Genomic DNA, 20,712 nt, shown 5'->3' on the forward strand with positions numbered 1-20,712 from the left:
CCGCGATGAGCACCTACAACCCCGTCCCCGCGCAGGTGGACCTGCCCGCCCTCGAACACCAGATCCTGTCCTTCTGGCAGGACGGCAAGATCTTCCAGCGCAGCCTGGAGCAGTCCGAGGGCCGTCCCGAGTGGGTCTTCTACGAGGGCCCGCCGACCGCCAACGGCATGCCCGGCGCCCACCACATCGAGGCCCGCGTCTTCAAGGACGTCTTCCCGCGCTACCGGACGATGAAGGGCTACCACGTCGCCCGCAAGGCCGGCTGGGACTGCCACGGCCTCCCGGTCGAGCTCGCCGTCGAGAAGGAACTGGGCTTCTCCGGCAAGCAGGACATCGAGGCCTACGGCATCGCCGAGTTCAACGCCAAGTGCCGCGCGTCGGTGACCCGCCACACCGACGCCTTCGCCGAGCTGACCACCCGCATGGGGTACTGGGTCGACCTCGACGAGGCCTACCGGACGATGGACCCGTCGTACGTCCAGTCCGTCTGGTGGTCGCTCAAGCAGATCTTCGACAAGGGCCTGCTGGTCCAGGACCACCGGGTCGCCCCCTGGTGCCCGCGCTGCGGCACCGGCCTGTCCGACCACGAGCTGGCCCAGGGCTACGAGACCGTCGTCGACCCCTCGGTCTTCGTCCGCTTCCCGCTGACCAGCGGCCCGCTGGCCGGCCAGGCCTCGCTGCTGGTCTGGACCACCACCCCGTGGACCCTGGTCGCCAACACCGCCGCCGCGGTCCACCCCGAGGTCACCTACGTGGTGGCCACCGACGGCACCGAGAAGCTGGTCGTCGCCGAGCCGCTGCTCGCCAAGTCCCTCGGCGAGGGCTGGGAGGCCACCGGCGAGTCCTTCACCGGCGCCGAGATGGAGCGCTGGGTCTACCGCCGCCCCTTCGACCTGGTCGAGATCGAGGACGCGCACTACGTCCTCAACGCCGACTACGTCACCACCGAGGACGGCACCGGCATCGTCCACCAGTCCCCCGCCTTCGGCGCTGACGACCTCGCGACCTGCCGCCGGTACGGCCTGCCGGTGGTCAACCCGGTGCTCGCCGACGGCACCTTCGCCCCCGAGGTCCCGCTGGTCGGCGGCCAGTTCTTCAAGAAGGCCGACGAGGCCCTGGTCGCGGACCTCAAGGAACGCGGCCTGCTCTTCCGCCACCTCCCGTACGAGCACAGCTACCCGCACTGCTGGCGCTGCCACACCGCGCTGCTCTACTACGCGCAGCCGTCCTGGTACATCCGCACCACCGCGGTCAAGGACGCGCTGATCCGGGAGAACGAGGCCACCAACTGGTACCCGGAGAACGTGAAGCACGGCCGCTTCGGCGACTGGCTGAACAACAACATCGACTGGGCGCTCAGCCGTAACCGCTACTGGGGCACCCCGCTGCCGATCTGGCGCTGCGAGGAGGGCCACCTCACCTGCGTCGGCTCGCTGGCCGAGCTGTCCGAGCTCACCGGCACCGACCAGAGCGGCCTCGACCCGCACCGCCCGTACATCGACGAGGTCACCTTCGCCTGCCGCGAGTGCGGCGGCACCTCGACCCGCGTCCCCGAGGTCATCGACGCCTGGTACGACTCGGGCTCGATGCCCTTCGCCCAGTACGGCTACCCGCACCAGAACAAGGAGCTGTTCGAGAAGCGCTACCCGGCGCAGTTCATCTCCGAGGCGATCGACCAGACCCGCGGCTGGTTCTACACGCTGATGGCGGTCGGCACCCTGGTGTTCGACAAGAACAGCTACGAGAACGTCGTCTGCCTGGGCCACATCCTGGCCGAGGACGGCCGCAAGATGTCCAAGCACCTGGGCAACACCCTGCAGCCGATCCCGCTGATGGACCAGCACGGCGCCGACGCCGTCCGCTGGTTCATGGCGGCCGGCGGCTCGCCCTGGTCGGCCCGCCGGGTCGGCCACGGCACCATCCAGGAGGTGGTCCGCAAGACCCTCCTCACCTACTGGAACACCGTCGCCTTCCAGGCCCTGTACGCCCGCACCGCCGGCTGGTCCCCCTCGGCGGCCGACCCGGCCCCGGCCGACCGCCCGCAGCTGGACCGCTGGGTGCTCTCCGAGCTGAACACCCTGGTCCGCGAGGTCGACTCGGCCTTCGAGGCTTACGACACCCAGCGCGCCGGCAAGCTGCTGTCCGGCTTCGTCGACGACCTGTCCAACTGGTACGTCCGCCGCGGCCGCCGCCGCTTCTGGCAGGGCGACGCGGCCGCGCTCGCCACCCTGCACGAGGCGCTGGAGACGGTCACCCGGCTGATGGCCCCGATGACCCCGTTCATCACCGAGCAGGTCTGGCAGGACCTGGTCGTCCCGGTCGTCCCGGACGCCCCGGCCTCGGTCCACCTGGCCACCTGGCCGGAGGCCGACGAGTCGCTGGTCGACGCCGACCTCTCCCGACACATGGCGCTGGTCCGCCGTCTGGTCGAGCTCGGCCGGGCCACCCGCGCCGAGTCGGGCGTGAAGACCCGCCAGCCGCTGTCCCGCGCTCTGATCGCCGCCCAGGGCTGGGACGAGCTGCCCGCCGACCTGCGCGCGCAGATCGCCGAGGAGCTCAACGTCTCCGCCCTGGAGTCGCTGGCCGAGGTCGGCGGCTCGCTGGTCGACACCAGTGCCAAGGCCAACTTCCGCGCCCTGGGCAAGCGGTTCGGCAAGGGCGTGCAGGACGTCGCCAAGGCGGTCGCCGCCACCGACGCCGCCCGCCTCGCCGCCGAACTGCGCGCGAACGGCGAGACCTCGGTCGAGCTGAACGGCGAGACGGTCGCCCTCTCCCCGGACGAGGTGATCATCACCGAGACCCCGCGCGAGGGCTGGGCCGTCGCCAACGAGTCCGGTGCCACCGTCGCCCTCGACCTGGCCATCACCCCGGAGCTCAAGCGGCTCGGCGTCGCCCGCGACGCCATCCGCCAGATCCAGGAGGCCCGCAAGAACTCCGGCCTCGACGTCGCCGACCGCATCGTCCTGCGCTGGCGGGCCACCTCCGAGGAGACCGCGGAGGCCATCGCCGAGCACGGTCCGCTCGTCGCCGAGGAGGTGCTCGCCACCGACTTCGCCGCCGGCGCGGCCGACTGGGAGTCCGAGACCTTCACCGACGAATCCCTCGGCCTCGCCTTCCAGCTCCGCAAGGCCTGACCGACCCCGAAACCGCCGGAACCACCCGGTTCCGGCGGCTTCGCCGTACCCCCGCACCCGGCCCCACCGCCCCGGCCAACGCAAGAGCGCCCCCTGTCCGACCCGGAGGTCGGACAGGGGGCGCTCTCACAAGGCCGTACTACGACCTCAGTTGTCGCCGTCCTCGTCGATCAGGAAGCCCCGCATCGGCGCCGGCGCCTGCTGCATCGGCTGCGGAGGCTGCGGCCGGACGGCCGCCATCGGCTGGGTCATCCCGGCCGGCTGCATCTGCGGCGCGCCGGTGTTGCCACCGGACGGCTGGCCGCCGAAGCTCGGCGCCGGCGGGTTCCCGCCGAAGGAGCTCTGACCGCCGAACGACGGCGAGTTGCCGCCGAAGGACGGCTGGTTGCCGCCGAAGGACGGGGCACCGCCACTCATCGCACCGGCACCGGCCGGCGCCATCGACGAGGCCGCCGGCGGCAGCGACGCGGTGGCGGGGATCCGCGGCGGGGCGAGCGAGTCGTCGGCCTGCGACTCCAGCTGGCGCAGCTGGGTCTCCAGGTACGACTTGAGGCGCGTACGGTACTCACGCTCGAACGCCCGCAGGTCCTCGACCTTGCGCTCCAGCGTGGCACGCGCGGACTCCAGCGAGCCCATCGCGACCCGGTGCTTCTCCTGCGCGTCCCGCTCCAGGGCGTCCGCCTTGGCTCGGGCGTCGCGCTCCAGGCCCTCGGCCCGGCTGCGGGCCTCGCCGACGATCTTGTTGGCCTCGGAACGGGCCTCGGAGATCGCCTGGTCGGCGGTCTGCTGAGCGAGCGCCAGGACGCGGGCGGCGCTGTCGCCACCGGGGCCCTGCTGCTGCTGCATCGGACCGCCGAGCGGGCCGCCCATCTGCTGCTGCGGGCCGCCCATGGGGCCGCCCATCGGCTGCATCTGCTGCTGGCCCATGCCCTGGCCCATCGGGTTGCCCATCTGCTGCTGCGGGCCACCGGGGCCGCCCATGGGCTGGAGCATCTGACCGCCCATCGGCTGGACCAGCTGCTGCTGGCCGCCCATGGTCTGGCCCATCTGCTGCTGCGGGCCGCCCATCTGCTGGGGGCCGGCGGGGAGCTGCGGGGCGCCGGAGGGCAGGCCGAGCGGCTGGTTGCCCATCTGCTGCTGCGGGCCACCCATCTGCTGCTGCTGCGGACCACCCGGGCCCATCTGCTGCTGCGGACCACCGGGGCCCTGCTGGCCGGGGACCGGCGGGCCGGATATGGCGGCCGGGACGGGCGCGCCGGGACGGGAGTCCTGCGGCGCTTCCTTCCGCATGTTGGCCTGGTTCTGCGCGGCGGCACGAGTCGCGGCGGCCAGCTTGGCGCGCAGGTCCTCGTTCTCGCGAAGCAGGCGGGTCAGCTCCGCCTCGACCTCGTCGAGGAAGGCATCGACCTCGTCCTCGTCATAGCCTTCGCGCAGACGGACGGTCGTGAACTGCTTGTTCCGAACGTCCTCGGGGGTCAATGGCATCTCTTCACCTCAACGTGATCGTCGGCACACCGGCATCCTGTCGCATCGCTCACCTACGACTAGGGCCGCACAAGCGAGATCAGGACATACACAATGATCATCAGTACGAAGAAGGACAGGTCGAGCGCCACGCCCCCGAAACGCAACGGCGGGATGAACCGCCGAAGAAGCTTGAGCGGCGGATCCGTGACAGTGTACGTGGCCTCCAGGACCAGGACCATGGCCTTACCCGGCCGCCACGAACGCGCGAACTGGAAGACCCAGTCCATGACCAGTCGTACAAGCAGGAACACCAGGAAGACGGTCAGGGCGTAGTAGAGCACCGCCCACACGATGTCCATCGCGTTTCCCTCTCCCCGGTCCCGGGCCCTTGGGCCTGCCGCTCGTCGCCTGTCGCTAATCCACTGTTGATCAGATCCACACGTAAAGTCGTGGCCGGGTCAGCTCTGGTTGAAGAACCCACCCTCGGCGATCCGAGCCTTGTCCTCCGCCGTGACATCGACGTTAGCAGGCGACAGCAGGAACACCTTCTGTGTCACGCGCTCGATACTGCCGTGCAGACCGAAGACGAGTCCAGCGGCGAAGTCTACGAGCCGCTTCGCGTCGGTGTCGTCCATCTCGGTCAGATTCATGATCACGGGGGTCCCGCCACGGAACTGTTCCCCGATGGTACGGGCCTCGTTGTAGGTCCGGGGGTGCAGCGTGGTGATGCGGTAGGGCTCTCGTTCGTTCACTACCTTGGGCATGATCACCGGGGCGCTCTTCTCCAGGTTGTGGCGGCGTTCGGGTGTGATGGACGACACTGGGGCCATCCTCGGGGTCTCCTGCCGGATCGGCACCGCGGCCGCGACCGGCTGCGGGGTGATCGAGGAGACCGGGGCGGGTGCGGCGGCCGGCCGGGGAATGTCCTCGGTCCGCTGTCCCGTTCGAATCGGCTCGGGGTCCGCGTCGTAGTCGTCGTCAGGGTCGTACCCCTGGCCGTCGTACGTCTCGTCCTCCACGAGGCCGAGGTAGACCGCCATCTTGCGCATTGCGCCGGCCATGCTCCTGTCTCCTCCGCTCATAGCCACCTCGCTGGCGCGCGGTGGCGGCTTCGCGAAACGCGCACCTTCCGATGGTCGCCCGCTCCGCTCGCTCCGTGCGGACCGGCTCCGTCCCGGCGGCCAGGCCGTGCGGCCCTGCCTGCGGATTCCGCGGTCCACCCACGACGGCCCGCCAGGCCGACGGCCGGTCAGAGTTCGTGGAGTGGGGGCCGCGGAGCTGCGATCCACGGTTCGCTAGCGCTCCGAGGAGCTGCTAGATTCTGTCCTATTTTGTCCTGCAGTCTGATCTACTACCCGGTGACGTTACCTGAGGGGTGACCTCACTCCGAGTACCGCCGTTCCGACGCGCACATGTGTCGCTCCGGCGGCAATCGCCTGCTCAAGGTCACCACTCATCCCTGCGGAGACCATGGTGGCAGCAGGATGGGCCGTCCGTACGGCGGTTGCGATTTCCGTCAGCCGCTCGAAGGCCCGAGCCGGGTCTCCGGCGAGCGGACCGGCCAGCGGAGCGACGGTCATCACACCGTCCAGCCGGAGCCCGGGCGTGTCGGCGATCGCGTCGGTGATTTCCGCGACGTCCTCCGGGGCGACTCCGGCCCGGTGGGCACCCTCGCCGTGCTCCTTGTCCAGGGCCACCTGCACCAGGCAACCCAGCTCCGGGCGCTCGGACTTGAGCACCGCGGCGGAGAGCGACTCGACCAGCCGCAGCCGGTCCACCGAGTGCACGTGGTTCGCGTACCGGACGACCGAGCGGACCTTGTTGGTCTGCAGCTGTCCGACGAAGTGCCAGTCAAGAGGAAGGTTTCTGCACTGCTCTGCCTTGGGTGCGGCGTCCTGGTCGCGGTTCTCCGCGACGTCCGTCACACCCAGCCCGGCCAACAGCGCGGTGTCCTCGGCGGGGTAGGTCTTGGTGACGACGATCAGGGTGACCTCGTCGCGCGCCCGTCCGACGGCCGCACAGGCGTCGGCGATCCGCCGCTCGACCACGTCGAGGTTGGTCCCCAGCTCCTCGTAGCGGGCCCGCTGGCCCTGCGTCAGCGCCGCCGACCAGCCTGGATCAGGGAAGGCGGCGCCGCCCGGGAACGGTCCGTAGATGTCGTTCGTCATCAGTGATCAGAGCCCAACCAGACATAGCTCGCGAGCCGGCCGGTGCGCTGCTCGCGGCGATAGGAGTAGTGATCGGCGGATTCGAGGGTGCAGACCGATGATCGCACCAGCTCGGTGACCCCCGCGGCGGCCAACTGGGCCGCGACTCCCTCCGGCACGTCCAGGGCCGGCGTTCCCCAGGAGGTCTCGGCGAACGCGGCGGGCACCACCGCGGCGACCTCGGCCCGCAGGTCGGCCGGCACCTCGTAGCACCGGCCGCAGACCGCGGGGCCGGTGGCCGCGACGATCCGACCCGGCTCGGCCCCCAGCTCGACCATCGCCCGCACGACCGCGGGCACCACCCCGGCCGCCAGCCCGGGCCGGCCCGCGTGGGCCGCGCCCGCCACGCCCGCCACCGGGTCGGCCAGCAGTACCGGGGTGCAGTCGGCGGTCAGGACGGCGAGCGCGAGCGGCCGGTCGGTGACCACCGCGTCCACCGTCGGGGCCTCCCCCGGCGGCTGGCGCTCCGTCACCACCGCGACCTCCGCGCCGTGCACCTGGTTCATCCAGACCACGTCGGCCGGGTTCAGTCCGAGCTCCCGGGCGACGATCGCCCGGTTCTCCCGGACGGTCTCCGGGTCGTCCCCCACCGCCCCGCCGAGGTTGAGCTCCCCGTACGGCGAAGTGCTCACCCCGCCCCACCGATCGGTGAAGGCGAAGTGAGCACCCGCATGTACCGCGTGATCGATCACTTAAGGAAGTCCGGGACGTCGAGCTCCTCCGCTGCGCTCTCCACGAACGGCTGTCGGGCCGGCTGCACCTGCGGCGGCACCGGGGCGGCGGTCGCGGTGGCCGAGGTCTCGGCGGCGCGCGGCGCGGAGGCGTGGGTGTCCCCCTCCGAACGGGACGTCACCGAGCCGATGCTCCCGTAGGACGGCCGGGTGGCCGGGCGCTCCGGGGTGGTCGGCGTCGTGGTCGCGGCGGCGGGGGTGGCCTTGACCACCGGGTCGCGGACGATCGCCGGCGGCTGCCCGCCGTCGAAGCCGGCCGCGATGACGGTGACCCGGACCTCGTCGCCGAGCGCGTCGTCGATGACCGCGCCGAAGATGATGTTGGCCTCGGGGTGCGCGGCCTCGCTGACCAGCTGGGCCGACTCGTTGATCTCGAACAGACCGAGGTCGGAGCCGCCCGAGATGGACAGCAGCACGCCGCGGGCGCCGTCGATCGAGGCCTCCAGCAGCGGCGAGGAGATCGCCATCACGGCGGCCGCCTTGGCACGGTCCTCGCCGCGGGCCGAACCGATGCCCATGAGCGCCGAACCGGCCTCCGACATGACGGACTTGACGTCGGCGAAGTCGAGGTTGATCAGGCCGGGGGTGGTGATCAGGTCGGTGATGCCCTGGACACCGGAGAGCAGGACCTGGTCGGCCGAGCGGAACGCGTCGAGCACGCTGACCTGGCGGTCGGAGATGGACAGCAGCCGGTCGTTGGGGATCACGATGAGGGTGTCGACCTCCTCGCGCAGGCTCGCGATGCCGTCCTCGGCCTGGTTGGCGCGGCGCCGGCCCTCGAAGGTGAAGGGGCGGGTGACCACGCCGATGGTCAGGGCGCCCAGCGAGCGGGCGATGTTGGCGACCACGGGCGCGCCGCCCGTGCCCGTGCCACCACCCTCGCCGGCGGTGACGAAGACCATGTCGGCCCCCTTGAGGACCTCCTCGATCTCCTCGCGGTGGTCCTCGGCGGCCTTGCGGCCGACCTCGGGGTTGGCGCCGGCGCCGAGGCCCCGGGTGAGTTCACGGCCCACATCGAGCTTGACGTCGGCGTCGCTCATCAGGAGGGCCTGCGCATCGGTGTTGATCGCGATGAACTCGACGCCCTTGAGACCGACCTCGATCATCCGGTTGATGGCGTTGACACCACCGCCGCCGATTCCGACGACCTTGATGACTGCGAGGTAGTTCTGCGGTGCTGCCACGTCGAAGGCCTCTCGCCTCGAATTTCCGGGTCGACCCGACCCGACGGGGGGTCGTGCCGACGGATGTCGATGGGTAGGGAGCCTGGTTTCCGACTGAATGTCCGAAATGCCGACCGCCGACCCCAACCCTAAACTTGACCTTTAGGGTTAGTCCTGTGCCTCCGTCACATCACCAGAGGGCACAGTCTGGTGACACAGGACACTAGGTGGCTCCAGGCACGTGTTTCAACGAACACGCCGAGCTTCCCTTTTTCTTTTGAGCCTATGTGATCATCGGCCGCTGAATGAAACCGGGGTGACCACCAAGGGTCGGGCTGACACTTCACAGCGTCAACCCCTCCCTCAGGCACAGAACCTACCGGATCATCCCGACACCGCCGGCGCCTCCGGCGCACTCACGTCGAAGTTCGTGCCCTTCTGCGTCATCAACGCGACCAGCGCCCGAGCCTTGCGATCGGTCTGCTCCGGGCTCCCCCAGTGCACCGTCGCACCCCCGCTGAGCTGCAGCTGAATATCGTCGTACGAGTGCACCAGCACCGCCCCGGCCCGCTTCGCCACCTCGGGCGGCAGCCCGGCGGCCACCGACACCGCACCCTGCACCAGCTGCGAACGGGAGATCACCCCGTCCACGTCCTTCGCCTGCTGACTGAGCCGCAGTTCCACCACCGGCACCCCCTCCGGCGGGGCCGCCTCGGTGGCGAAGCTCACGCCGCCGGCGTCCACCTGGGTGAACTGGCCGTCCTCCCCCTTGACGGCGGCCACCGCCGTACGCTGGACGACCTTCACCTGCAGGGTGTGCGGCCAGCCCCGCCACACCTCGGCCTTGGCCACCCGGGGGATCGCCTCCACCCGGTGCTGGACGGCGTCCAGGTCCACCCGCGCCAGCGGGCCGTCGCCGACCCGTCCGATCGCCGCGCGGACCTGGTCCGCCGTCAACTTCTCGTCCTTCGGTCCCTGGACCGCGACCTCGCGCACGTCCAGCAGCGAGGAGAAGAACACCACCCAGGCCAGCACGCCCAGCACCGCGGCGCCGAGCACGCTCAGCACCACGATGCCCCGCCGGGAGAGCCGGAGCCGAGGAGCGGACTCCTCGTCCTCCAGCTCTTCCTCCAGCGGGTCGGCGAGCCGGCCGTCAGCCACGGCGGCGACCGCCGCGGGAGGCCTGGATCGCCTCGTAGACCATGCCGACCAGCAGGTCGTCGGCGTCCCGGCGGCCGAACTCGGCGGCAGCCCGGCTCATGTCCCACAGCCGCTGCGGGTCGGTGAGCACCGGCAGCACGTTCTGCAGCACCCAGTCCGGGGTCAGCTCGGCGTCGTCCACCAGCAGGCCGCCGCCGGCCTTGACCATCGGCTGGGCGTTCAGCCGCTGCTCGCCGTTGCCGATCGGCAGCGGGACGAACGCGGCGGGCAGCCCGACGGCGGCCAGCTCGGCGACGGTCATGGCGCCGGCCCGGCAGAGCATCAGGTCCGCGGCCGCGTAGGCGAGGTCCATCCGGTCGACGTACGGCACCACCCGGTACGGCGGCATCCCGGGGATGTCCTCGACCTGCGGCAGCTCGTTCTTCGGGCCGACCGCGTGCAGGATCTGCACGCCGTACTGCTGGAGCCGCGGGGCGATCGCGGTGACCGTCTCGTTGAGCCGACGCGCGCCCTGGGATCCGCCGGAGACCAGCAGGGTGGGCAGGCGCTGGTCGAGGCCGAAGTAGTGCCGGGCCTCCGGTCGGGCGGCGCCGCGGTCCAGGGTGGCGATGGTCCGGCGCAGCGGGATGCCGATGTACCGGGAGTCGCGCAGCTTGCTGTCCGGCGTGGAGACCGCCACGAAGTCGGTGTAGCGGGCGCCGATCTTGTTGGCCAGGCCCGGACGGGCGTTCGCCTCGTGCACCACGATCGGCACGCCGGCCCGCTTGGCGGCCAGGTAGGCGGGCATCGCGACGTAGCCGCCGAAGCCGACCACGGCGTCCGCGTTGACCCGTTCGATGATCTCCTGGGCGGCCCGTACGGTACCGCGCAGCCGGCCGGGGACGGTGATCAGCTCGGGGGTGGGCTTGCGGGGCAGCGGGACGGCCGGGATGAGCTCCAGCTGGTAGCCGCGCTCGGGCACCAGTCGGGTCTCCAGACCGCGTTCGGTTCCCAGGGCGGTGATCCCGACGGACGGGTCATGCCTGCGGAGGGCGTCCGCGAGGGCCATGGCCGGCTCGATGTGACCGGCGGTCCCCCCGCCGGCGAGTACGACATGCACCGAAATTCACCGCTCCCTGCGTGCCGGCCCCGGGGCCGGGCGCGCTGTGGTTCGTCGTCGTGGCAGCACCCGGGCCAGTCGTCTCCTGATCCGGGAGTTCTTGCTCCGGGCGGCCAGGGCCGCCTTCGCGCCCGAGGTGCTGCGTGCCAGGCACAGCAGCACACCGATCGCGGACATGGCCGACAGCATGGCGGAACCGCCGTAGGAGAACAGCGGGAGCGGGACGCCCGCGATGGGCAGCAGTCCCAGCGCCGACCCCAGGTTGATCATGGCCTGCGCCATGATCCAGGTGGTGGCGGCTCCCGCGGCGTACCTGACGAAGGGATCCTTCGTACCGATGGCCACACGGATACCCGCGTAGCCTAGTGCCGCGAAGAGACCGATCACCGACAGCGTCCCCACCAGGCCCAGTTCCTCGCCGGTCGCGGCGAAGATGAAGTCGGTGTGCGCCTCGGGCAGCTGGCCCCATTTCTCCACGCCGGCGCCGAGGCCGGTGCCGAAGCCACCGCCGAGCGCGAACGAGTAGACACCGTGCAGGGCCTGGAAGCAGGCCCCGTCGGGGTCGAGCTTGGTGACGCCGATGCAGCCCAGGCGCTCCGCCCGGTGCGGGACCGTGATGACCAGCGCGGTGCAGACGACCACGGCCACCCCGAGGGTGGCCACGAACAGCCGCAGCGGCGCACCGACCATCCAGAGCAGCGCGAACAGCATCGCCACCAGGATCATCGAGGTGCCCATGTCGCCGCCGAGCATGATCAGCGCGAGCAGCAGCAGGGCGCCCGGCACCAGCGGGACGAGCAGGTGCTTCCAGGAGGTGAGGGTGCCGGCCTTCTGCTTGCGGGCGAGCAGGTCGGCGCCCCAGAGCACCAGCGCGAGCTTGGCGAACTCCGAGGGCTGGAACTGGAAGAACCCGAAGTCCAGCCAGTTCTGGTTGCCGTTGATCCGCACCCCGATGCCGGGTACGGCGACCAGCGCGAGCGCGCCGATCACCCCGAGCATCACCGGGTAGACGATCACCCGCAGCACCGCCAGCGGTACGGAGGCGAAGCCGATCAGCAGGACCAGGCCGAGGATGGCCGCGATCAGCTGCTTGAGGAAGTAGTACTGCGCCGAGTGGTGCTGGCCCAGGGCGAGGATCTGCGAGGCCGAGAAGACCATCATCAGACCGAGCACCACCAGCAGCAGCATCGTGCCGACGATGAGCAGGTAGGGCGTGAGCGGCCGGTCCAGCCAGTACCGCACCCGGTCCCGGAAGGCCCGCACCCGGGCCAGCGGTCCGGCCGACTTGTACTTGGTCGTGGTGGCCGAGATCACGCGCCACGGCTCTGCGGCGTCCTGCTTCGTACCGCCGGAATCCGCTCTGCCCTGCCCCGCCACCGCTCCCCGCTCACTCTCTCCGTACGACTCCCTCGCCCGCCTGCTACGCGCCCGCCAGCTCCCGGACGGCCGCCGCGAACAGGTCGCCGCGCTCGCTGTAGTTGGTGAACATGTCCATCGAGGCGCAGGCCGGGGCCAGCAGCACCGTGTCACCCGACCGGGCGAGCGACGCGGCCGTCCGGACGACCTCGGCCATCGCCACCGCGCCAGTCTGGCCCTCGGCCGCCTCCATCACCGGGACATCCGGAGCGTGTCGCTCCAGCGCCGCCCGGATCAGGGCCCGGTCCTCGCCGATCAGCACGACCGCGCGCAGCCGCTCGGCCGCGCCCTGGACCAGGTCGTCGAAGGTCGCGCCCTTGGCCAGGCCGCCGGCGATCCAGACGATCGGCCGGTAGGCGGCCAGCGAGGCGGCGGCGGCGTGGGTGTTGGTGGCCTTGGAGTCGTCGATGTAGGTGACCTCGCCGACCACGCCGACCTCGGCGATCCGGTGCGCGTCCGGGCGGAAGGCCCGCAGGCCCTCCCGGACGGCCTTCGGCTCGACGCCGTACGCCCGGGCCAGCGCCGCCGCGGCGAGCGCGTTGGCGATGTTGTGCGGGGCAGCAGGGCGGCGGCGCGCAGCGCCGTCCTCCGAGGCGACGGGTGGGCTGATGTCCTCGACGGAGCCCAGCTCGGCCGCGTTCTTGGCCCGGTCGGCCACGAACGCGCGGTCGACCAGCAGTCCGTCCACCACGCCGAAGTTCGACGGGCCGGGCGCGCCGAGGCCGAAGCCGATCGCCCGGCAGCCCTCCTCGACGTCGGCCTCGCGGACCAGCGCCTCGGTGGCCGGATCGGCCAGGTTGTACACGCAGGCGACGGTGTTGCCCTCGTAGATCCGGCCCTTGTCGGCGGCGTACGCCTCCATCGAGCCGTGCCAGTCGAGGTGGTCGGGGGCCAGGTTGAGCACGGCCGCCGAGTGCGGGCGCAGCGAGGGCGCCCAGTGCAGCTGGTAGCTGGAGAGCTCGACGGCGAGCACGTCGTACGGCTCCTCCGCGAGCACCGCGTCCAGCACCGAGACCCCGACGTTGCCGACGGCGGCGGTGCGCTTGCCGGCGGCGGTGAGGATCGAGGCGAGCATCTGGACGGTGGTGGTCTTGCCGTTGGTGCCGGTGACGGCCAGCCAGGGGGCGGGCTCGCCGGTGGCGGCCAGCGGCCTGCGCAGCCGCCAGGCCAGCTCGACGTCGCCCCACACCGGGACGCCGGCCGCCTCGGCGGCGGCGAACAGCGCGCTCCCGGGCGCCCAGCCGGGCGAGGTGACGATCAGCCGGGTGCCCTCGGGCAGGCTGTCGCCGTCGCCGAGGCGCACCGCGACGCCCAGCGCCTCCAGCTCGGCGGCCCGGGCGGTCAGGCCCGCGCCGCTGCCGCCGTCCACCACGGTGACCCGGGCGCCGAGGCCGTGCAGGACGCGCGCGGCGCTGATGCCGGAGACGCCGAGCCCGGCGACGACGACGGGCAGGTTCGCAAAGTCAGGGTTCGTCATCCGGTCCGGTATCCCGCGTAGAAGAGGCCGAGGCCGACGGCCACGCAGAGGCCCTGGATGATCCAGAAGCGGACCACGACCAGGACTTCGCTCCAGCCCTTGAGTTCGAAGTGGTGCTGTAGGGGCGCCATCTTGAAGACGCGCTTGCCGGTCATCCGGAAGGAGCCGACCTGGATGATCACCGACAGGGTGATGATCATGAAGAGGCCGCCGAGCAGGATGAGCAGCAGCTCGGTGCGGGAGCAGATCGCCAGACCGGCCAGGGCGCCGCCGAGGGCGAGCGAGCCGGTGTCGCCCATGAAGATCTTGGCGGGCGAGGTGTTCCACCACAGGAAGCCGAAGCAGGAGCCCATCAGCGCGGCCGCCACCACCGCGAGGTCCAGCGGATCGCGGACGTCGTAGCAGCTGTTGGTGGCGGAGAAGAAGTACGCGCAGCTCTGGCCGTACTCCCAGACGCCGATGAAGGTGTAGGCGCCGAAGGCCATCACCGAGGCGCCGGTGGCGAGGCCGTCCAGACCGTCCGTCAGGTTCACGCCGTTGGACGTCGCCGCGATCATGAAGTACGCGAAGATGACGAACAGCACCGGGCCGATCGACCAGCCGTAGTCCCGGACGAAGGACAGGTGCTGGGACGCCGGGGAGAGCCCGCGGTCGTCCTGGAACTGCAGCGCCAGCACGGCGAAGGCCAGGCCGACGATGGACTGGCCGGCCAGCTTCGCCTTGGCCCGCAGACCGAGCGAGCGGCGCTTGACCACCTTGATGTAGTCGTCCAGGAAGCCGACCAGGCCCAGGCCGGTCGTCAGGAAGAGCACCAGCAGGCCGGAGGCCGTCGGGCTCTCGCCCGTTATCGCCTTGGTCGCGAAGTAGGCGATCAGGGTCGCCAGGATGAAGGCGATGCCGCCCATGGTGGGCGTGCCCTTCTTGCTGTGGTGCGCCTTCGGCCCGTCGTCGCGGATGTACTGGCCGTAGCCCTGCCGGGCGAGCAGCTTGATCAGGGCGGGGGTGCCGACCAGCGACAGGATCAGCCCGATCATGCCGGAGAAGAGGATCTGCTTCATTACTCGGCCACACCGTCCGCGAGGAGGGTTTCCGCCACCTTCTCCAGCCCCACCGAACGGGACGCCTTCACCAGGACCACATCCCCCGGCCGCAGCTGACTGCGCAGCAGCTCGACCGCCGCGTCCGCGTCGGACACCAGCACCGACTCCTCACCCCACGAACCTTCGTTCCTCGCGCCGAGTTCCATGCAGGCCGCCTCGCGTCCGCCGACCGCCACCAGCTTGGTGACGTCCAGCCGGACGGCGAGCCGTCCGATGGCGTCGTGCTCGGCCAGGCTCTCCTCGCCGAGCTCCCGCATCTCGCCGAGCACCGCCCAGGTGCGGCGGCGCTCCGGGCCGCGTCCCCCCATCGAGACCAGCGCCCGCAGCGCGGCCCGCATCGAGTCGGGGTTCGCGTTGTAGGCGTCGTTGACGACGGTGACACCATCGGCCCGGTCGACGACCTCCATGCGCCAGCGGGACAGCGCACCCGCTTCGCCCAGGGCGGTCGCGGTGTCGTCGACGGACATCCCGAGCTCCACCGCCACCGCGGCGGCGGCGAGGGCGTTCGAGACGTGGTGCTCACCGTACAGGCGCAGCTGCACGGGCGCGGAACCGGCCGGGGTGGTGAGCGTGAAGGATGGCCGTCCGGTGGCGTCCAGACGAACGTCCGTCGCCCTGACGTGGGCGTCCGGGGATTCCCCGAACAGGACCACCTTGGCCCTGGTACGGGCGGCCATCGCGCGCACCAGCCGGTCGTCCGCGTTGAGGATCGCGGTGCCGTCGGCGGGCAGCGCCTCGACGAGTTCGCCCTTGGCCTCGGCGATCGCCTCCTGCGAGCCGAACTCGCCGACGTGCGCGGTGCCGACGTTCAGCACCAGGCCGATCCGGGGCGGGGTGATCGAGGTGAGGTACTCGATGTCGCCCTTGTGCCGGGCGCCCATCTCCATGACCAGGTGCCGGGTGCCGGGCTCGACCCGCAGCGCCGTCATCGGGTGGCCGATCTCGTTGTTGAGCGAGCCGGGCGGGTAGACCGTCGCACCGAGGCGCTGCAGCAGCTGGGCGATCAGGTCCTTGGTGCTGGTCTTGCCGGCCGAGCCGGTCAGCGCGACGACGGCGGTGCCCTCGGCGCGGGAGACCACGGTCCGGGCCAGCTTGCCGAGCGCGTCCACCACACTGTCGACCAGGACGGCGGGCACGCCGACCGGGCGGGAGGCCAGCACCGCGACGGCGCCGGCCTCGACCGCGGTCGTCGCGTAGTCGTGGCCGTCCACGTGCTCGCCGACGAAGGCCGCGAACAGGCCGCCGGGGCGCACCTTCCGCGAGTCGACCTCGACCGGGCCGGTCACCTTGGTGTCGGGGTCGGCGCCGTCCAGGGTGCCCCCGACTGCGGCGGCCACCTCGGCGAGGGTCAGTGCGATCACTGCTGCTCTACTCCTCGGTCGCCCCGGGCGGCCGTGGTCTGCACGATGGATTCGCGCAGCACCTCCCGGTCGTCGAAGGGGCGGATCTCGTCTCGTACGTACTGGCCAAGTTCGTGGCCCTTGCCGGCCACCAGCACGGTGTCCCCGGCGTGGGCGCGGGCGACCGCGAGGCGGATCGCCTCGGCCCGGTCGGGGACGACCAGGACGGCCCCCCGCTCGGCCTCGGGCACCGCGGCGGCGCCGGTCAGCATGCTGGCCAGGATCGCCAGCGGATCCTCGCTGCGCGGGTTGTCGCTGGTCAGCAGGGCGGTGTCGGCGAGCCGGGCGGCGATGGCACCCATCGGGCCGCGCTTGTGCGGGTCGCGGTCGCCGCCGCAGCCGACGACGACGTGCAGCCGGCCCTTGGTGACCTCGCGCAGCGAGCCGAGGACGGCCCGCAGGGCGTCCGGCTTGTGCGCGTAGTCAACCACGGCGACGAACGGCTGTCCGGCGTCCACCCGCTCCAGCCGGCCCGGCACGCCCGGCACCGCGGCGACGCCGGCGACGGCCCGCTCCAGCGGCAGCCCGGCGGCGACCAGCAGGGTGATCGCGGCCAGCGCGTTGGACACGTTGAACGGGCCGGGCAGCGGCACGGCCGCGTCGGCCTCGGCGCCGTCCGGGCCGATCACCCGGAAGGTGGAGCCGGCCGGGCCGAGCTGAACGTCCACGGCCCGCCAGTCGGCCTCGGCGGCGCCGGCGGCGGAGAAGGTGGTCACCGGGATCTTGGCCTCGGCGGCCAGTCGGCGACCGTACTCGTCGTCCACGTTGACCACGCCGTGGCGGGACTTGCCGGGCTGGAAGAGCCGGGCCTTCGCCTGGAAGTAGTCCTCCATGTCCGGGTGGAAGTCGAGGTGCTCGGGGGTGAGGTTGTTGAACAGCGAGACGTCGTACGTCACGCCGTCGGTGCGGCCGTAGACCAGGGCGTGGCTGGAGACCTCCATGGTCACCGCGTCCGCGCCGCGCTCGGCCATCACGCCGAGGATCGCGTGCAGGTCGGTGGCCTCGGGGGTGGTGCGCTCGCTCTTGATCCGCTCGCTGCCGACCCGCATCTCGACGGTGCCGATCACCCCGGGGGCGCGCCCGGCGCCGAGCAGGCCGCCCTCGACCAGGTAGGAGGTGGTGGTCTTGCCGTTGGTGCCGGTCAGCCCGAGCATCAGCAGCCGCTCGGAGGGGCGGCCGTAGACGGCGGCCGCGAGCTCGCCCATCCGGGCCCGCGGCCGGTCGACGACCAGCAGCGGCAGGCCGGTGCCGGCCGCCAGTTCGGCGCCGGCCGGGTCGGTGAGCAGTGCCACCGCTCCCGCCGCCGCGGCCTGGGCCGCGAAGGCCGCGCCGTGGTGGTTGGCGCCGGGGAAGGCCACGTACACGTCGCCGGGGCGCACCGCGCGGGAGTCGTGGGTGACGCCGGTGACCGGGCCCCCCTCGACGGGCGCGAGGCCCAGCTGGCGGGCCAGCTCGGCGAGCGGCAGGGCGGCGGTCCCGGCCGGGCGGGGCGGACTCACGGTGGTTTGATCGGGTTTCGGCACGGCGGGAAGGCTATCCGCCGAAGGGTGCCCAGGGCCAAACCGGGCCTTCGCCGCGCCGTCGTCCCGCCCGGTCCGCTCGTTGCTCATCCTCGCTCACGGCTTCCACTCGACGGGCAGGTTGGGCGCCTGGCTGCCGCTCGGCGGGACCTGCATGGTCTTCAGGGTGAACTCCATCACCTGCTTGAACACGGGGCCGCACAGCTGGCCGCCGAAGTGGCCGTTGACCGGGCCCTGGAGGGTGCAGGAGACGGTGTACCGGGGAGCGTCGGCGGGGGCGAAGCCGATGAAGGAGGCGGTGTAGCCGTCGTAGCCGACACCGTTGGCGGCCCCCCGGTTGGCCGTGCCGGTCTTGCCGGCGACCCGGTAGCCGGGGATGGCGGCCTTGCCGCCGGTGCCCTGCTCGTCGTCGACGACCGACTCCAGCATCGAGGTCAGGGTCTTGGCGGTCTCCGGGCTGACCACCCGGGTCTGCTCGCCCGGCGGGGTCGGGGTGTACTTGCCGCCCGGGCTGGTGGTGCCCTGGACGATGCTGGGCGCGACCCGGACGCCGCCGTTGGCGATGGTCGAGTAGACCGAGGTGGCCTGCAGCGCGTTCATCTGCAGCGGGCCCTGGCCGAAGGCGATGTTGTACTTCTCCGAGGCGACCAGGTCCTCCGGCTTCTTGAGCATCCCGGAGGACTCCCCGGGGAAGTTCAGGCCGGTGGGCTGGGCGACGCCGAACTTGCGCATGTAGCCGTCCAGCACCCTGTTGGACTCCGCCTGGTCGGCTCCGAGCGTCTCGGCCGCCTCGATGGTGCCGATGTTGGAGGACTTGGCGAGCACCCCGGCCAGGGTCAGGTACCAGGGGTCGTGGTTGACGTCGTCCTTGAACTCCTGGCCGGCCCGGACCAGCCGGTTGGGGACGGTGACCTTGGTGTCCCAGGTGGCCTTGCCGGTGTCCAGCACGGCGGCCAGGCTCATCAGCTTGGCGGTGCTGCCCGGCTCGTACGCGTCCTGCAGGGCGGCGTTGCCCAGCTGGGACTGCTTGGCGGTGCTCAGGTCGTTCGGGTTGAAGCCGGGCGCGGTGGCCATCGCGAGGACCTGACCGGTCTTCACGTCCTGGACGACGACGTAGCCCTTCTCCGCCCCGGAGTTGGCCACCTGGTCGGTGATCGCCCGCTGGGCGGCCCACTGGATGTCCCGGTTGATGGTCAGCTTGACGTCGTTGCCGGGCACCGCGGGGTCCATCGAGCCCCCAGCGGTGGGCACCAGCCGGCCGCCCGCCTGGGCGTAGCTGCTGTGCCCGTCCTTGCCGGCCAGCTGCTTCTGGTACTGCAGCTCCAGGCCGCCGGCGCCCTCGCCCTCGCCGTTGACGAAGCCGACCAGGTTGGCGGCCAGCCCGTCCGCGGGGTAGATCCGCTTCTGGGTCTCCCGGTTGAACACGCCGGCCAGCGGGTTGGCGCACCCGTTGTCGACCCGGGTGCGCCCGCCCTGGTCGGCGGGTTTGGTCAGCAGCCGTTTCTGGGCCTGGCAGGTCCGCGAGCCGGCCTGCTTCTCCAGGCTCGCCTTGAGGTCGCTGATCTGGCTCTTGGTGGCCGGGGTCTGCTGGGCGGCGAGCCGCTTGTAGCGGGTCTTGGGGGTGTGCAGGTCGGCGGCGATCTTCTCCTTGGGCACGCCGAGGATCGGCGCCAGCAGGGCGGCCGCCTGCTCCGGGGCGTCCGGGATGCCGGTCGCCGCCGGGGTGAACATCGCCGGGTCGGCGGTGATGTCGTACGCGTCGACGGTGGCGGCCAGCGCCACCCCGTCGGAGGACGTTATCGAACCGCGCTCGGCGGTGATCGGGATGTTCTGGTAGCGGTTGGTGTTGGCGTCGGCGGCCAGCGCGTCGGAGTCCAGCAGCTGGAGCTGCACCAAGCGGCCGGCGAACACCGAGAACACCAGCGACATCACCACGGTGATCACCCGCAGGCGACGCTTGGGCTCGGCCAGCCGGAGCGCCTTGGGCCGCTGCGGGCGGCGCGGCCGGACGGCGGCCTGGCTCCGGGCCGGCGGACGGCCCTCGGGACGGCGCTGCTGCGGCGCGCGGGGCGTACGGGCGGCGGCCTTGGCGGGCTGGCCCTTGCCGGGCTGCGGCGACCGGGCCGGCTGGCCCTTGGCGGGCTGCCCCTTCGTGGGTTGCCCCTTGCCGGACTGGGCCTTGGCGGACTGGCCGCGCGGCGCGGCCGGGCGCGGCGCGGCACCCCTGGGCGGCTGGCGGCGGCCGTTGCCGGATCCGCCGGACGGCTGGCGTGGCGTGGTCATCGGCCCGCACCCCCGCTCGGCTGCGGCGCGGGCGCGGCCGGGGAGGCGGGGTTGATCTGGACCACGGAGTCACCGGCCGTCGCCGCCGGGCTCGGCGCGCTCGGCTGGGGATCCGGCGCGGCACCCGGCTGGGCGCCCGGCGACGACTTCGTCGGCCACGGCTCCACCGTCGAGCGCTTGACCGGCGGGCTGTCCTGCGCCGGTCCGGGAGTGCCGATCACCTTGCCGCCGTTCGGGACGTCGAGGAAGGCCATCCCGCCGGCCGGGACCATGCCCATCTCGGCGGCCCTCCGGGCCAGCGCGTCCGGCGCCGAACTCTGGTCGATCTGGTGCTGGAGGCCCTGCTGTTCGTCGGTCGCCACGGTGGTCTGCTTCTGGAGCCGGGACAGTTCGAACGAGCCCTCGTTGAGCGCCGTGTTCAGCGCCAGCAGCCCGAGCAACCCCGCCGCCAGCAGCACCACCACGAGCACCGCGAACGGCGTACGCCCCCGCACCGAACGCCGCCCCGGCCGGACCGTGATCCGCGCCCTGCCCTGTCCGGGGACTGCTCCCCG

General features: G+C 71.9%; 16 protein-coding genes. 1 reads left to right on the forward strand and 15 read right to left on the reverse strand.

Annotation, left to right across the window (positions count from 1 at the left end):
- Positions 1-5 precede the first annotated feature (5 nt).
- Entirely contained in the window at positions 6-3,134 is a 3,129-nt protein-coding gene (gene ileS / locus ACIOJE_RS20935; RefSeq protein WP_400777807.1) for an isoleucine--tRNA ligase, read from the forward strand.
- Between the two features lie 147 nt (positions 3,135-3,281).
- Here the strand turns inward: ileS and ACIOJE_RS20940 are convergent, their stop codons facing one another.
- The 15 genes from ACIOJE_RS20940 to ACIOJE_RS21010 all read right to left on the reverse strand — a co-directional run bounded on the left by ACIOJE_RS20940 (position 3,282) and on the right by ACIOJE_RS21010 (position 20,652).
- Positions 3,282-4,619 (reverse strand): DivIVA domain-containing protein, encoded by a 1,338-nt coding sequence (locus ACIOJE_RS20940; protein WP_280674444.1) that lies wholly within the window; start codon positions 4,617-4,619, stop codon positions 3,282-3,284.
- A 59-nt stretch (positions 4,620-4,678) separates the two neighbouring features.
- Entirely contained in the window at positions 4,679-4,960 is a 282-nt protein-coding gene (locus tag ACIOJE_RS20945) for a YggT family protein (RefSeq protein WP_063347232.1), read from the reverse strand.
- 99 nt (positions 4,961-5,059) lie between these two features.
- Positions 5,060-5,662 carry a cell division protein SepF gene (locus ACIOJE_RS20950; RefSeq protein ID WP_280674448.1) on the reverse strand — a complete coding sequence of 201 codons (603 nt, stop codon included), beginning with the start codon at positions 5,660-5,662 and terminating at the stop codon, positions 5,060-5,062.
- Between the two features lie 303 nt (positions 5,663-5,965).
- A complete protein-coding gene (locus ACIOJE_RS20955; RefSeq protein WP_400777809.1) occupies positions 5,966-6,769 on the reverse strand; it encodes a YggS family pyridoxal phosphate-dependent enzyme in 804 nt (267 codons plus the stop codon).
- Positions 6,769-7,500, reverse strand: coding sequence for a peptidoglycan editing factor PgeF (gene pgeF, locus ACIOJE_RS20960; protein WP_280674452.1), 732 nt, complete (start codon positions 7,498-7,500; stop codon positions 6,769-6,771). Before pgeF ends, ACIOJE_RS20955 begins: the two co-directional genes overlap by 1 nt.
- The gene (gene ftsZ, locus ACIOJE_RS20965) at positions 7,497-8,723 is read right to left on the reverse strand and encodes a cell division protein FtsZ (RefSeq protein ID WP_280674454.1); all 1,227 of its coding nucleotides are present in this window, start codon (positions 8,721-8,723) and stop codon (positions 7,497-7,499) included. The genes pgeF and ftsZ overlap by 4 nt, the downstream gene beginning before the upstream one ends.
- A 363-nt stretch (positions 8,724-9,086) precedes the next feature.
- A complete protein-coding gene (locus ACIOJE_RS20970; RefSeq protein WP_280674456.1) occupies positions 9,087-9,863 on the reverse strand; it encodes a cell division protein FtsQ/DivIB in 777 nt (258 codons plus the stop codon).
- A complete protein-coding gene (gene murG, locus ACIOJE_RS20975; protein ID WP_280674458.1) occupies positions 9,856-10,962 on the reverse strand; it encodes an undecaprenyldiphospho-muramoylpentapeptide beta-N-acetylglucosaminyltransferase in 1,107 nt (368 codons plus the stop codon). Before murG ends, ACIOJE_RS20970 begins: the two co-directional genes overlap by 8 nt.
- 6 nt (positions 10,963-10,968) lie before the next feature.
- The gene (gene ftsW, locus ACIOJE_RS20980) at positions 10,969-12,276 is read right to left on the reverse strand and encodes a putative lipid II flippase FtsW (protein ID WP_400777811.1); all 1,308 of its coding nucleotides are present in this window, start codon (positions 12,274-12,276) and stop codon (positions 10,969-10,971) included.
- Between the two features lie 106 nt (positions 12,277-12,382).
- Positions 12,383-13,855, reverse strand: coding sequence for a UDP-N-acetylmuramoyl-L-alanine--D-glutamate ligase (gene murD, locus ACIOJE_RS20985; RefSeq protein WP_400777813.1), 1,473 nt, complete (start codon positions 13,853-13,855; stop codon positions 12,383-12,385).
- Positions 13,852-14,913, reverse strand: coding sequence for a phospho-N-acetylmuramoyl-pentapeptide-transferase (gene mraY, locus ACIOJE_RS20990; protein WP_280674462.1), 1,062 nt, complete (start codon positions 14,911-14,913; stop codon positions 13,852-13,854). The genes murD and mraY overlap by 4 nt, the downstream gene beginning before the upstream one ends.
- Positions 14,913-16,316: a UDP-N-acetylmuramoyl-tripeptide--D-alanyl-D-alanine ligase gene (gene murF, locus ACIOJE_RS20995; protein ID WP_280674464.1), complete on the reverse strand. Its 1,404-nt coding sequence runs from the start codon at positions 16,314-16,316 to the stop codon at positions 14,913-14,915. The genes mraY and murF overlap by 1 nt, the downstream gene beginning before the upstream one ends.
- Positions 16,313-17,878, reverse strand: a complete 1,566-nt coding sequence (locus tag ACIOJE_RS21000; protein WP_400777816.1) for a UDP-N-acetylmuramoyl-L-alanyl-D-glutamate--2,6-diaminopimelate ligase — start codon at positions 17,876-17,878, stop codon at positions 16,313-16,315. Before ACIOJE_RS21000 ends, murF begins: the two co-directional genes overlap by 4 nt.
- A gap of 93 nt (positions 17,879-17,971) precedes the next feature.
- Positions 17,972-20,158: a penicillin-binding protein 2 gene (locus tag ACIOJE_RS21005; protein ID WP_280674468.1), complete on the reverse strand. Its 2,187-nt coding sequence runs from the start codon at positions 20,156-20,158 to the stop codon at positions 17,972-17,974.
- Complete coding sequence (locus ACIOJE_RS21010; protein WP_400777818.1) at positions 20,155-20,652, reverse strand: cell division protein FtsL; 498 nt, start codon at positions 20,650-20,652, stop codon at positions 20,155-20,157. The genes ACIOJE_RS21005 and ACIOJE_RS21010 overlap by 4 nt, the downstream gene beginning before the upstream one ends.
- Positions 20,653-20,712 lie beyond the last annotated feature (60 nt).

It is taken from the genome of Kitasatospora sp. NPDC087861 (assembly GCF_044742585.1).
Taxonomy (GTDB): Bacteria; Actinomycetota; Actinomycetes; order Streptomycetales; family Streptomycetaceae; genus Kitasatospora.

Excerpts from the sequence above, each read along its gene's own strand:
- ileS (WP_400777807.1), top strand. The coding sequence starts at position 6 with ATGAGCACCTACAACCCCGTCCCCGCGCAGGTGGACCTGCCCGCCCTC.
- ACIOJE_RS20940 (WP_280674444.1), bottom strand. The coding sequence starts at position 4,619 with ATGCCATTGACCCCCGAGGACGTTCGGAACAAGCAGTTCACGACCGTC.
- ACIOJE_RS20945 (WP_063347232.1), bottom strand. The coding sequence starts at position 4,960 with ATGGACATCGTGTGGGCGGTGCTCTACTACGCCCTGACCGTCTTCCTG.
- ACIOJE_RS20950 (WP_280674448.1), bottom strand. The coding sequence starts at position 5,662 with ATGGCCGGCGCAATGCGCAAGATGGCGGTCTACCTCGGCCTCGTGGAG.
- ACIOJE_RS20955 (WP_400777809.1), bottom strand. The coding sequence starts at position 6,769 with ATGACGAACGACATCTACGGACCGTTCCCGGGCGGCGCCGCCTTCCCT.
- murD (WP_400777813.1), bottom strand. The coding sequence starts at position 13,855 with ATGACGAACCCTGACTTTGCGAACCTGCCCGTCGTCGTCGCCGGGCTC.
- mraY (WP_280674462.1), bottom strand. The coding sequence starts at position 14,913 with ATGAAGCAGATCCTCTTCTCCGGCATGATCGGGCTGATCCTGTCGCTG.
- ACIOJE_RS21005 (WP_280674468.1), bottom strand. The coding sequence starts at position 20,158 with ATGACCACGCCACGCCAGCCGTCCGGCGGATCCGGCAACGGCCGCCGC.